The organism is Actinomycetes bacterium, assembly GCA_024222295.1.
Classification (GTDB): domain Bacteria; phylum Actinomycetota; class Acidimicrobiia; order Acidimicrobiales; family Microtrichaceae; genus JAAEPF01.
This window is the reverse complement of record JAAEPF010000002.1, coordinates 278946-292048: the sequence shown is the minus strand read 5'-3', so window position 1 is coordinate 292048 and position 13103 is coordinate 278946. Positions and strand designations below refer to the sequence as shown.

9 protein-coding genes are annotated in these 13103 nt (G+C 67.9%); 6 read left to right on the top strand and 3 right to left on the bottom strand.

Going from position 1 to position 13103, the window contains the following annotated elements; genetic code table 11:
- Positions 1 to 9: 9 nt before the first annotated feature.
- Positions 10 to 1272 (bottom strand): hypothetical protein, encoded by a 1263-nt coding sequence (locus tag GY812_01355; protein MCP4434132.1) that lies wholly within the window; start codon positions 1270 to 1272, stop codon positions 10 to 12.
- A 162-nt stretch (positions 1273 to 1434) separates the two neighbouring features.
- A complete protein-coding gene (locus tag GY812_01350; GenBank protein MCP4434131.1) occupies positions 1435 to 2172 on the bottom strand; it encodes an AIM24 family protein in 738 nt (245 codons plus the stop codon).
- Positions 2173 to 2259: 87 nt separating this feature from the next.
- Here GY812_01350 and GY812_01345 point away from each other — a divergent pair, with 87 nt between their 5' ends.
- From GY812_01345 to GY812_01335, 3 genes are read left to right on the top strand one after another with little or no spacing between them, the layout of a single operon-like run.
- Positions 2260 to 2994 carry a hypothetical protein gene (locus GY812_01345; protein MCP4434130.1) on the top strand — a complete coding sequence of 245 codons (735 nt, stop codon included), beginning with the start codon at positions 2260 to 2262 and terminating at the stop codon, positions 2992 to 2994.
- A 23-nt stretch (positions 2995 to 3017) separates the two neighbouring features.
- A complete protein-coding gene (locus GY812_01340; GenBank protein MCP4434129.1) occupies positions 3018 to 4352 on the top strand; it encodes a sodium:proton antiporter in 1335 nt (444 codons plus the stop codon).
- Complete coding sequence (locus GY812_01335; protein ID MCP4434128.1) at positions 4349 to 5056, top strand: HAD family hydrolase; 708 nt, start codon at positions 4349 to 4351, stop codon at positions 5054 to 5056. The genes GY812_01340 and GY812_01335 overlap by 4 nt, the downstream gene beginning before the upstream one ends.
- Positions 5057 to 5318: 262 nt before the next feature.
- Here GY812_01335 and GY812_01330 read toward each other — a convergent pair whose 3' ends face one another.
- Positions 5319 to 8849, bottom strand: a complete 3531-nt coding sequence (locus GY812_01330) for an error-prone DNA polymerase (protein MCP4434127.1) — start codon at positions 8847 to 8849, stop codon at positions 5319 to 5321.
- A 74-nt stretch (positions 8850 to 8923) separates the two neighbouring features.
- On the opposite strand from GY812_01330, the gene GY812_01325 reads away from it, so the two are divergent.
- From GY812_01325 to GY812_01315, 3 genes are all read left to right on the top strand, one after another.
- A complete protein-coding gene (locus tag GY812_01325; protein ID MCP4434126.1) occupies positions 8924 to 9343 on the top strand; it encodes a cytochrome c in 420 nt (139 codons plus the stop codon).
- A 49-nt stretch (positions 9344 to 9392) separates the two neighbouring features.
- Positions 9393 to 11213: a M3 family oligoendopeptidase gene (locus tag GY812_01320; protein ID MCP4434125.1), complete on the top strand. Its 1821-nt coding sequence runs from the start codon at positions 9393 to 9395 to the stop codon at positions 11211 to 11213.
- A 152-nt stretch (positions 11214 to 11365) separates the two neighbouring features.
- A complete protein-coding gene (locus GY812_01315; protein ID MCP4434124.1) occupies positions 11366 to 13102 on the top strand; it encodes an EAL domain-containing protein in 1737 nt (578 codons plus the stop codon).
- Position 13103: the final 1 nt, after the last annotated feature.

Genomic DNA, 13103 nt, shown 5'->3' with positions numbered 1-13103 from the left:
GGCCTCGGCTCAGTTCCCGTTAACCGACCAGTGCCAAGGCTCCGACGGCAGGTTGTACAACCCGTACGAAGCGGCATTGGCGGCCAGCCACTGGTAGCCCGGGTCAGAGCGTGACGTGATCAGCCTGCCCGACGACTTGAAGTCGATGGCCAGACCCCGCTCGTGCATCGAACGACCGGGCTGTGCGGTGGGCGGAGTGCACAGCGATGCGCGCTTTTCGTAGATGTCGTACTGCGTCGGGCCGCAGTGGGCCTGGCGCAGGCGGATCTGTTCGGCGGGGTCGCGGAACCCTCCACCGGAGAGGCTGATGCCGTCAGCGGCAGCCGCGCTCACCAGAGCCGACACGCTGCCCGCGATGCTCTTGTTGACCCAGATACCACCGGCCCTGGTGACATCCTGCCAGGTGACGATGCCGGACGGAGGAGGAGGTGGTGGGCCGGTGGGCTTCGGCGCAGTGGTCGTCGGGGACCTGGGCCTGGACGGCGCCGTGGTACCGGGAGAGGAAGATCCGCCTCCTGCTGAGCCGGCCTTCGGCTGCGTCTGCTTCGCCCCGGCGACCAGCGTGCGGGACTCCTCGGCCAGCGCCTCTTCCTGTTCGGCCAACTCGGCCGCCGCTCTCCGGTCGATCGCCTCGAGGGCTGCCACCTCGGCCAGCGCATCGTCGAGGCGCGACTCGACCTGTGCGGCGAGTTCCTCCTGGCGGGAGACCGCCGCCTGCAGTTCGTCGAGCTTGGCCTTCTCCGCAGCCGCCTTCTCACCAGCCGCGGCCAGCGCGTCGTTGGCCTGCGAAGCCCTGCGGGCTGCAGTGCGCTCTGCCACCTGCAGTTCGCCGACCACTCGGTGCTTGTCGTCAGCACTGATCACGAGCAGTTCGTGTGCCCACGACATTGCATCAGCATCGCTGATCGAAAGCACTGCCTGGGACTCGAACGCCGGGGGGTTCATGAACGCTTCGTTTGCGTACTCCTTCACCCGTTCCTCTGCCACCACGACATCCGCGGCAGCCTGCGCTGCGCGCTCGGCGGCCTGATCAGCCTCGATCCGGGCCTTGCCGGCCGCGAGGTGGTTCAGCGACCACTCGTCGAACTGCTGGTTACGGGCGGCACCCGCCTCTGCGAGCTGTGCGCGGACCGCGGCCCGGTCAACCTTCAGGGACGCCACGGATGCCTCCGCGGACGCGCGCCGACCGGGAACGGTGGTCGTGGTGGTGCCGGAAGCGGACGGTGCCTCATCTGCGGAGTCACCTTCGACCGCCCCAGCGCCGGGCGCCATTGCAGAGATCACGCACGCCACGAGGGCACATGAGAGGACCAGGCGACCGGTCGGGCGCGGATGCAAACGGTTCGACATGCACTTCGCCCATCGGCACTCAGCCTCCGAAGATGAAGTGCGCGCACCGTTCGCTCTGAGAGAAACCCGCGGTTGCGCGGAGGCTCAACCGCCGAGGATTCCGCCCATGATGCCGCCGCCACTGCTCTGCTGTTGCTGCTGTTGGTGGCCGCCCTCCATCACGCTCTCCGATGGCTGCACCAGTACGCAGCCCTGTCCACCGAAGGCCATCTGGACCAGCTCACCGGTGCCGCCACGCAGCATCGACTTGAGTCCTCCGGTGTCCACCCGGATGTCCATGGACACACCGGAGGTCCACAGCACGACCGCCTGTGCATCGGCGAAGGTCTGGGCGCCCGCCACGTCCAGCGCAACGGGGTCACCTTTCGTCGTCACCGCCACATACCCGATGCCGCGCAGCTCCACGTTGAACATGCCGCCGGCCATCATCGAAGCCTTGCCGGCGTTGACCCGCTTGATGTCCCACTCGATCGAAGCCGAGAAGGCCAACACATTGGAGCCGTTGACCGAAACCATGTCGTTGTCGAGGTAGAAGATCTGGATCTCGGAGGCGAAGTCCGCGAGGAACAGCTCGCCGGTTCCCTCGCAGTGCATCATCTGCACCCCCTCACCGGTGAGCTTCGACTTCATCATCTTGTTGAGGCCACCGGAGCCCTGGTTCTGGAATCGCACGTCACCCTGGTAGGCGACCATCGAGCCGAGCCGCGCATTGACCGGGCCGAAGCCCATGTGGACCTTCAGCATCTTCTTGTTCTGGTGCGTGAACGGATCCTGGCCCGTCGTCTCGGTGTACTCCTGGAACAGATTTCCGATGATCGGCACTGCGCCTCCCGGGTCCGGTCGTCGCCAAGTCGTCGCGCCCGGCACCCGGCTCACCGTACCGGAATCGATATGTGGCAGGCTGCGGTCATGGAGAGCTTCTCGCCGAAGGCCGCCTGGATGCGCGCCATTGTCTTTTCTGCTGCGTGTTGGATCATCGCCACGGTGGCCGGCACCACGTCACGGGTGTTCACCGAACCGATCATCCAGCCCGACCAGGTCGACAACTGGCGCTGGTGGCTGTTCTTCGGCGTCGCCGTCGCAACGATCGCAATCGCCTACCTGGTCATCTGGCGCGCCGGCACGCTGGTCTTCGACCGGAAGCGCTACTGGGGACCACAGATCCTGTTCGGGTTGATCTGGGGGTCCGGCACCGGAATGTGGCTCGCAACGCTGTACGTGCTGGCCGACAGGACCGGCTGGCCCCGCTGGGGCGTGTGGCTGCTCGCGTTCACCCTGATCTCGTTGTTCCAGGCGTTCTGGATGGACCTGTACTGGGACGTGTACGTGTCACCCGAGCACGACACGCCGGCCTCTATCCGCCGCAAGATCCCCACCACGCACATCCCCAACATCCTGGTGACGCTCACCTTCCTCGTCGCCTACGACAACGTGGCCATCTTCGCGATCTTCCAGGGCAGCGCGTTGCTGATAGCGGTGATCGCCATGCGGATGCCACCGTGGTTCGAGACCATGCCCGTGCTGCCCGCCAACACCGAACCCGGCTTGTTCGGCCTTCCGCGCTGCAAGGGCTGGGAAGGCCCGGTAGACGACTACGCACTGGGCAAGGCACCCGCGCCGAGCGCCGGGTCCGCCGCCGGCTAGGCGAGGCCCGCGAGGCTGGGAGCATGGAGGCCGACTCGGTACTGGTCATCGGAGCGGTCGTGGTCCTCTACGCCGCAGTTGCCCGACGGCTGGACACCACTCCGATCAGCGGGCCGATGGTGTTCGTCGGGCTCGGGTTGCTGCTGGGAAGCAGTGGACTCGGCTGGCTGGAAGCAGACCTTTCCAACGACGCGATCACCGGTCTGGTGGAGGCGACGCTGGCGGTCGTGTTGTTCTCCGATGCCTCGCGGGTGGACCTCCGCAACCTGCGTTCCCACTGGAGCATTCCGGGAAGACTCCTGCTGGTCGGGCTCCCGCTCGCCATCGCACTCGGAACGCTGGGCGCCATGGGCGTGTTCGGCTCGCTGCCCTGGGAAGGCGCCCTGCTCATCGGCATCATGCTCTCGCCCACCGACGCCGCGCTCGGCCAGGCCGTCGTGACCGACCGCAGCGTCCCCGTGTATGTGCGCCAGAGCCTCAATGTCGAGAGCGGGCTCAACGACGGGCTCACATTCCCGGTTTTCGAGGCTGCAGTCGCCATGGCACTGGTGGGCGTCTCGGTGACGGCGGAGGCTGCCGCGCGGGTGCTCTTGGAGGAGGTCGTGTTCGGAGCGGTGGCCGGACTGGGCGTCGGACTGCTGGCCGGTCCCCTGCTCTCCGTCGCCCGTCGTAGTGGCTGGACAGGGCGCCACTGGCACGGTCTGGCCACCCTCGGCATCACCGCTGCCGCCTATGGCCTGGCTGTCACGATCGACGGCAACGGGTTCATCGCCGCATTCGCGGCCGGACTTGCGTACCGCCCGTCGGTCGACCTGCCCGTGGCCGACGACGTCTCCCATGACGTGGCCGAACTCCTGACGATGCTCGCGTTCGTGGTGTTCGGCGCCATCGTGCTCGGCCCCAACCTCGCGGCGTTCGACTGGCAGATGCTCCTGTACGCCGTCCTCAGCCTCACGGTCATCCGAGGCGCCGCCGTCGCGATCTCGCTCGTCGCCAGCCGCACCAAGTGGCAGACGAAGGCCTTCATCGCATGGTTCGGTCCGCGCGGAATCGCCAGTGTTCTGTATTCGTTCCTGCTGCTCGAGGAGGCCGACAGGATCGCCTACGCCGGCAAGGTCGTGGACGTGGTCATGCTCACGGTGGCGCTCAGCGTCGTCGCCCACGGGGTGACCGCCTCCAGCCTCGCGGAACTGTACGGACGCTGGTTCGCGGACATGGAGGAGGATCACGACGACATGGTCGAGGCCAAGGAGGCGCACGAGCACGGCCTCGGACGTTGCGCCGACGCGGCCGGTCGGGCGGATTCCGACACGGCCACGGCCCCACAGCCCATGGGCGAGTCAGACGAGGGCCGATGACAGTCTCGGCCCGCACGGCGTTGCTCATCTGGGACTTCGATGGCACGATCGCCGACACCCGGTCCGCCATCCTCGCGTGCGCCACCGGAGCCCTCGGACAACACGACGTGCCGATGCCCGCGGAGCAGGAGATCGCGGCCGGCATCGGACTGCCGCTGGCCGAGATGTTCGGGCGACTCGTGGGCGACGCCGATCCCGAGTTGATCGCCTCGTTGATGGCCGCGCACAGGGCCGACTTCGACGCCACCGCGACGCAACTGTCGACCGCCTTCGCCGGTATCGAGGATGCGCTCGACGAGGTATCGGCCATGGGCGTGCCACAGGCCATCGCGACCAGCCGACGCCATCACAGCCTTGATCCCCTGCTCGAGCACCTCGGCCTCGGCCACCACTTCGCGGTCCGCCTCACCGACGACGACGTCGAGGTGTCCAAGCCCGCGCCCGACATGGTGTTGGCGATCTGTGAGGCACATGGGATGCACCCATCGGAGTCGTTGGTTATCGGAGACACGTCGTTCGACATGGAAATGGGTCGCCGCGCAGGCTCGGCGACGTGCGCCGTCACCTGGGGAAACCACACACGCGAACAGGTCGAGGTGGCAGGTCCCGACCACATCGCAGACGACGTCTCGGAACTGGCTGTGGTCATTCGGCAACGACTCGGGGGCCCGGGTGCGCGAAGTGAACCGGTCGATGGGTCCTAGACCCGTACGACTCCGGCCCCGACGCGATCGAGGCGACCACGGTCGACCTCACGCCACAGCAGTTGTTGGAGCCCGCCTGCGGCGACTTGGACCGCGCCGCCACGCACCGGAGCAACCACGCCAGCTGTTCCTCGTAGCGGGAGTGGGAATGACAGCAGCGCGCGGCGCCATGGCGGGTGTCGCCGTGGAAGGCACTGATGTGCCGGTCGGGCCACCGATGGCGGTCGTGTCTCCTGAATGACCGGCCACCTGGTGTGGCCGGTCACCTGAAATCGCGGGAGGGCACCGCCGCGGCCACGGGCAGCGGATCGAACCGGTCTGCGACCACATTGACCACACCGTCGACGGTGCGTTCCAGCTTGCCGCGCACCAACAGGGCCGAGGCACCCTGTGCGACCTGGCGGTAGCGCTGCCAGAACCCGACCGAGCACACCACGTTGATCAGGCCCGTCTCGTCCTCGAGGTTCACGAATGTGACACCGCCTGCTGTAGCCGGGCGTTGGCGGTGGGTGACCACACCGGCGACCGTAACCCTCTCGCCGTCGCCATGGTCCCTGAGCTCGTCGGCCGGCACCACCCCCCTGGCAGTCAGGTCCTCGCGCAGGAACCTGGTGGGATGGCCGTCGGGAGCCACCCCGGTGGCCCACAGGTCCGCCACGGCCTCCTGTTGCTCGTCCATGCCGGGCAGCCGGGGAGCGTCCATGCCCTCGACGATCCCCGGTAGCCGACCCGACCGCGACCTCGAGGCCGCCCCGGCCGACCAGAGTGCCTCGCGGCGCTCGAGTGGTTTGCCCCCGGCTCCCTCGAAGCAGCCGAACGCCCCGGCGGTGGCCAGGGCTTCGAGGCGTCCTCGGTCGAGGCCGATGCGCCGTGCGAGGTCGTCGGGGCCCGAGTAGGGCCGCCCGGCCACGATTTCCTTCGCGAGGTCGTCACCGATCCCGCGCACCGAGGACAACCCGAGGCGCACCGCAGGTCCACCCCACCCCCAGGTCTGTGGTCGCGAGTCATCCCGTTGGGTGTTCTGTTCGAGTGAGATCACCCCCTGGGTGATCTCACTCGAACAGAACACGCCGGAGCGGCCGGATTCGAGGGTGGCCTCCCAGCCCGAGGCGTGCAGGTCGGGAGTGAGCACTTCCACCCCGTGCCGCCTCGCGTCCTGGGTGAGCGACTGTGGTGAATAAAAGCCCATCGGCTGGGCGTTCAGCAGCGCCGCGCAGAAGGCCGCCGGGTAGTGGTACTTGAACCACGACGACGAGTACACGAGGTAGGCGAAGCTCACCGAGTGCGATTCAGGGAACCCGTAGTTCGCAAAGGCGGCGAGCTTGTCCCAGATCTGCCCCGCCACATCGCCGGTGATCCCGTTGGCGGCAAGTCCGGAATCGAAACGGTCGCGCAGCTCGGCCATCCGCCGCACCGAGCGCTTCGAGGCCATCGCCTGACGCAACTGGTCGGCCTCGGCTGCGCTGAAGCCGGCCACGTCGATCGCCATCTGCATCAGCTGTTCCTGGAACAGCGGCACGCCGAGTGTCTTCTCGAGGGAGTTCTTCAACAACGGGTGGAGGTAGGTGACCGGTTCCTCACCCTTGCGGCGCCGTATGTAGGGATGCACCGAGCCACCCTGGATCGGCCCGGGCCTGATCAGGGCCACCTCGACCACGAGGTCATAGAAGCACCGGGGCCGCAGCCTCGGCAGGGTGGCCATCTGGGCACGCGACTCGATCTGGAACACACCCACGGTGTCGGCACGACACAACATCTCGTAGACCTCGTCCTGCTGGGGCAGCATCGCCAGGTCGACCTCGACCCCGTGGTGCTCGCCCACCAGGTGGATGGCGTAGTGGAGCGCCGAGAGCATCCCGAGGCCGAGCAGGTCGAACTTCACCAGCCCGGCTGCGGCACAGTCATCCTTGTCCCACTGGAGTACCGAGCGGTTCTCCATGCGACCCCATTCGGTGGGACACACCTCCACGACCGGGCGGTCACAGATCACCATTCCGCCCGAGTGGATGCCGAGGTGGCGGGGTAGGTCCTCGAACTCAGCCGCCAACTCGAGCACAGATGGAGGAATGGGGATCTGCGCTTCCTTGCCGACGGGCACCCGGGTGCTTCGCCCCGCGCCCACCTCCTGCGCGACCTCGGGCCCCTGCCCCACAACAGCCGTTGTCCCTGTCTGGTCAGAGATGCTGCCCCAACGGCCGATCGACTTCGAGAAGGCGTCCTGCTGGCCTGCAGCAAAGCCCAGCGCCTTCGCAGCGTCACGCACCGCCGAGCGGGCCCGGTAGGTGATCACGTTGGCAACCTGGGCCGCGTGGCTGCGGCCATGACGCTCGTAGACGTACTGGATGACCTCCTCGCGGCGGTCGGATTCGATGTCGATGTCTATGTCGGGTGGACCGTCGCGCTCGGGCGACATGAACCGCTCGAACAGCAGGCCCAGTCCCACCGCATCGGCGTTGGTGATCCCGAGCGCGTAACAGACCGCCGAGTTGGCAGCCGATCCGCGCCCCTGGCAGAGGATGTCGTTGCGGCGGCAGAACTCCACCAGGTCCCACACCACCAGGAAGTAGCCGGGAAAGCCCATGGCACATATCAGGTCGAGCTCGTGGTCGATCTGGGCCCACGCTCCATGCACCCGTTCGGAGCGGCGCGGACCGTAGCGCCGCGTCGCTCCCTGCTCGGTCAACTGGCGCAGGTAGTCGCCCTCGCTCATGGCGGTGCCGCCGTTGCCGGGCGGGCACGGAAACGGCGGCAGCGACGGCGCCACCAACGAGAGGTCGAACGCGCACTGCGCGGCAAGGTCAGCCGCGGCCGAGACAACACCGGGGTAGCGGGCGAACCGCCGGTGCTGCTCGGCGCCACTGCGCAGGTGGGCCACACCACCACCCGGCAGCCAGCCATCGATCTCCTCGAGGCTGCGCCGCGCCCTCACCGCAGCCATCGCAGTCGCGAGCCGACGGTCCCCCGGTGTGGCGTAGTGCACGTTGTTGGTGGCCACCGGTTGGAGGCCGGTCTGCATGGCCAGGCGTGACAGGGCATCGTTGCGCGCCGAGTCGAGGGGATCACCGTGGTCCCACAGCTCCACGAAAGTGTTCTCGGCGCCGAAGGCGGCCACCAGTGCCCGCAACTCGCGGTCGGCCGCAGCGGGGCCACGATCGGCGAGGGCAGCGGGCACCATGCCCTTGCGGCACCCGGTGAGCACCGCCCAATGCCCCCTGGCCCGACCGGAGGCCGCCTCGGCCACATCGGCGAAACTCAGCCGGGGGCGGCCCTTCTCCCCCGCCATCTGCGCCTTGGACAGCAGCGCTGCCAGGTTGGCGTATCCCGCGGGATCGCGGGCAAGGATCACGAGGTGGCGGCCGTCGGGGTCGGCCGGGCCCGGGCGGGGCTCGTCTGCACCGATGGTGACCTCGGCGCCGAACACACTGGGCAGCCCCAGTTCTCGGGCTGCCTCTGCGAAGCGCACCGCGCCGTAGAAGCCATGGTGGTCGGTGAGGGCGAGCGCCTCGAGTCCGAGGTGGGCTGCCTGCTCGGCAAGCGCCTCGGGCATCGAAGCACCGTCGAGGAACGAAAAGGCCGAATGGCAGTGCAGCTCGCCATAGCGGTGCTCTGCGGAGGTCTTCCTGGCAACCGGCCTGCGCACCTGCCTCTCCACCGGCGGTGGCTCGTAGGGCTCCCTGTGCCTCGTCCACGCGGGACTGTCACCGCCATCGCCCGGGTGGGCGCTGCGGGTGCGGCGATCGGACAACCGCCGCTCCATCTCGCCCCAGGGAACCCCCGGATTGTTGAACCCCATTTCCGGAGCATACCGAACACCTGTTCGATCACAAGTTTGGCCGCTCCCAGCCCACGCGAAGTTACGATCACGCTGTGACACTCACCTGCAACCGCCCCCTGACCGCCGGCCGGCTGCTCGGCGCCACGGCAACGCTGCTGCTGGCCGCACTGGTCGGCGGGTGCGGCGACAGCGACCCGTCGAAGAGCGAAGGCACCCCTGACGAGCCCGACCTCGCGGCCGGCGAGCAGACCTACATGGACTTCTGCGGCTCCTGTCACGGCCGCGACTTCGAGGGCAGCAGCCAGGGGCCCTCACAGCTCGATGAGCACTTTGCCCCCGGTGAGACAACCGACGCGGAATTCCGCCAGGCAATCGAAAATGGCGCGCCCCGGGAGTACTACGACTTCACGCCCATGCCGGCCATCGGCAGCCTCGACGACCAGGAGGTCACCAACGTGATCGCCTACATCCGCAGTGTCCAACAGGAGCGGGGCTTCAACCCCCAACCCTGAGCATGCAACGTGAATTGCGGTGGGGCGCGGTGGTTGTACCCTGCCGCCCATGACTGCCGAAGATGCCGACCTGACCGCCGCGGATGTGCGCTGGCACCTCGATGACCTGCTCACGGGGGGCAGCGTCGAGGAAATGCTGGACCAGGCCGACGAGGTGGTCGACGAGCTCGCCGGCGCCCGCGGCACCGTTGCGGAGCTGGACAGCGCGGCCCTGGCCGCCCTCATGCACCGCTCTGCCGAACTGGAGGACCTCCTCGGGCGCATCGGCAACTACGTCATGCTGCGGTTCTCCGAGCAGACCGACGACCCCGAGCGTGGCGCCGCGATGATGGCCGCCCAGGAGCGGTCCACTTCCATGGCCACCAAGCTCGTCTTCTTCGAGCTCGAATGGGCAGCGCTGCCCGACGAGCATGTCGAGGAACTGCTCGCCGACCCGGCACTCGACTTCTGTGCGCACCACCTGCGCAACATGCGCCGCTACCGCACCCACCTGTTGTCGGAACCGGAAGAGAAGGTGCTCACCGAGAAGTCCGTGAGCGGTTCCAGCGCCTGGGTGCGGCTCTTCGACGAGCTCACCTCGGCGCTCACCGTCGAACTACCGGGTGCGCTCGCGGGCCAGCCCGACGAGGACACGGTCACCACCGGACTCGAAGCCGGGCTGTCTCTGCTGCAACACCCGGACCGTGCCACGCGCCAGGCCGCTGCCGGCGCCGTCACCGAATCACTGGCGCCGGGCCTCCGCACCAGGGCGTTCATCTACAACACGCTTCTACTCGACAAGTCCGTCGATGACCGCCTGCGCCACTACCCGAGCTGGATCTCCTCGCGGAACCTGTCCAACGAGGCCTCAGACGCGTCGGTCAATGCCCTCGTGCAGGCAGTCGTGGGTCGCTATGACATCGCCCACCGCTGGTACGAGGCCAAGGCGCAGGTGCTCGGGCTCGACCGGCTCGCCGACTACGACCGCATGGCCAGCGTGGCCGACGACGAGTCGACCATCGGCTGGAGCGAGGCCCGCGAGCTGGTGCTGGACGCCTATGCGAGCTTCTCGCCCGAGCTGGCGAGTGTCGCCAGGAGCTTCTTCGACGAGAACTGGATCGACGCACCCGCCGGAGGAGGCAAGCGGCCCGGGGCGTTCTGTGCCTACACCGTGCCCTCCCACCATCCCTACGTGCTGCTCAACTGGACCAGCCGCAACCGCGATGTGCTCACCCTCGCCCACGAGCTCGGCCACGGCCTGCACGCCTACCTGGCCCGCGAGCAGGGAGTGTTCCACCAGAGCACGCCGCTGACCCTCGCCGAGACCGCGTCGGTGTTCGGCGAGGCCGTCACCAACAACGCCCTGCTCGAACGCCTGGACGATCCGGCCCAGCGCTTCTCACTGCTCGCGTCCACCCTCGAGGACTCGATCGCCACCGTATTCCGCCAGGTGGCGATGAACCGGTTCGAGGACGCCGTGCACACCTCTCGACGCGAGGACGGCGAGCTGTCGCCTGAGCGGTTCGGCGAACTGTGGCAGCAGACCCAGAGCGCTGCACTCGGCGATTCCGTGGAGCTCACCGACGGATACCTCACATGGTGGAGCTACATCCCACACTTCATAGGCACACCCGGATACGTCTACGCCTATGCCTACGGCCAGCTCCTCGCACTGTCGGTGTATGCCCGCTACCGCGAGCGAGGCGCCGAGTTCGTGCCCGCCTACCTCGAGCTGTTGTCCGCAGGTGGCTCCATGGCCCCCGAGGAACTGGGAAGGATCGTCGACTGTGACCTCGGCGACCCCGGTTTCTGGGACGCCGGTCTGGACATCGTCGAGGGCCAGCTGAACGCTGCACTGCAGGCCGGGCGCGATGCCGACCGCATCAACTGAGTCAACCTCGTTTCAGCGCGATCGCTTGCATCTCATTCCCCGCGACCATCCCCCGGGGAATACCGGTCCCAGAATTAGGATCCGGACAGTTCCAGTGGTCCCGGCCGCCGACGGCGGACCGGATTGCGACCGTCCGCAGGGGGCGCCCAGACATGCATGCGAGGAGTGCCGACATCAACCTGTCGCCATCCTCCCTTGCGGTCCTCACCGAGGGTGTGGCGCTGATCGCACCCAACGGCGCGATCACCTCGGCGAATCCCGCACTGTGTGGCCTGCTGGACATGCCCGTCGAGCGCATAGTGGGCGCCAACGTGCTCGACCCCCCTTGGCACCTCGAGACCCGTGCCAACGAGCCGATCTCCGCCGCCGAGGGTCCGGTGGCCCATGTGTTGTCCGGAGCCGGTTCCCTCGTTGACGAGACCGTGCTGCTGCGCAGCGGCAGGCGGGCGACCTGGGTGCGCATGCGGGTCGGCCCGATCGAACCTGACAACACGGAGTCGGGAGTCATCTTTGCCCTCGGCGACCTCACGTCGGTCGTCGATGCCGAACAGAACCTCCACCGGCTCATGTTCACCGACGCCCTCACCGCCCTGGCCAGCCGCGACCAGATCATCCGCCGGGTGGCAGAGCTGCTCATCGACTGCCAGACCACCGCCTGCAGGGTGGGCGTGCTGCACGTCGACATCGATGGCTTCCGGGCCATCAACGACTCGTTCGGGCCTTCGATCGGCGACGCCGTGCTCGTGGAGGTGGCCGAGCGGCTGCGCGACCTCACCGACCGACGCGTCGAGGTCGGCCGCGTCGGGGTCGACGAGTTCCTGCTGGTCGTACGGGGTGACGACCCCGCACTCGCCTTCGACACGCGCATGCGACGCCTCGCGGAGGAAGTCCAGCGCCGCATCGCCGTGCCGTACGCCACGAACAGCCTGGAGTTGCACCTCACGGCCTCTGTGGGCGCCGCACGCGGACCCGACGATGCCGATGCGGCGGTCGAACTCCTCGCGGCGGCCGACCGTGCCCTGCAGACCAGCCGGCGGCGCGGACGCAACCAGTTCCGCTTCCACGACGTCACTGTCGACATCCGCAACCGCCAGCACCTGCACCTGGACCGCGACCTTCGGCTGGCGACCGCCCGCCACGAACTCGACGTCTACTACCAGCCGATCATCGATCTCCGCAGCGGGGAACTTGCGGGCGCCGAGGCGCTGCTGCGCTGGCACCACAACGAGCGCGGCCCGGTGTCACCCGCGGAGTTCATCCCCGCTGCCGAGGCGACGGGCGCCATCGGCGCCATCAGTGACTTCGTGCTCAACACCGTGGCCACAGACATGACCGAATGGGACCGTGACGGGATCTTCCCCACCAAGCGGCGCATCTCGGTCAACATCTCCGCCGCGGAATTCAATCGCCGCGACTTCCTCGAGCGCCTCGCCTCGGTGCTCGACAACGCACGACTCGACCCTGAGCGAATCGAGCTCGAGATCACCGAGTCGCTACTCGTCGACGACCTGCGCATGGCAGCGGACAGGCTTCGCCAGCTCGACCGGCAGGGCGTGCACGTGTCGCTCGACGACTTCGGTACCGGATACTCGTCGCTGTCGTACCTGCACCAGCTGCCGCTGCACACCCTGAAGATCGACCGCCGCTTCGTGGGCGACTTCTCCGATGACCGCTCCGGCACCATCACCCGCACCATCGTGGCGCTGGCACACAACCTGGGAGTCGTGGCGGTCGCAGAGGGTCTCGAGCACGAGCGCCAGAGACGGTTCCTCGACAGCTGCGGCTGCGACCTCGCACAGGGGTTCCTGTTCGCTCCCCCGCTGCCGAAGTCGGCGTTCGAGAGCTTCCTGCGATCCTCGGGCACAACCGCGCTCACCGGCACCGCCTGAC

Excerpts from the sequence above, each read along its gene's own strand:
- GY812_01340 (MCP4434129.1), top strand. The coding sequence starts at position 3,018 with ATGGAGGCCGACTCGGTACTGGTCATCGGAGCGGTCGTGGTCCTCTAC.
- GY812_01320 (MCP4434125.1), top strand. The coding sequence starts at position 9,393 with ATGACTGCCGAAGATGCCGACCTGACCGCCGCGGATGTGCGCTGGCAC.
- GY812_01330 (MCP4434127.1), bottom strand. The coding sequence starts at position 8,849 with ATGGGGTTCAACAATCCGGGGGTTCCCTGGGGCGAGATGGAGCGGCGG.
- GY812_01315 (MCP4434124.1), top strand. The coding sequence starts at position 11,366 with ATGCATGCGAGGAGTGCCGACATCAACCTGTCGCCATCCTCCCTTGCG.
- GY812_01345 (MCP4434130.1), top strand. The coding sequence starts at position 2,260 with ATGGAGAGCTTCTCGCCGAAGGCCGCCTGGATGCGCGCCATTGTCTTT.
- GY812_01355 (MCP4434132.1), bottom strand. The coding sequence starts at position 1,272 with ATGGCGCCCGGCGCTGGGGCGGTCGAAGGTGACTCCGCAGATGAGGCA.
- GY812_01335 (MCP4434128.1), top strand. The coding sequence starts at position 4,349 with ATGACAGTCTCGGCCCGCACGGCGTTGCTCATCTGGGACTTCGATGGC.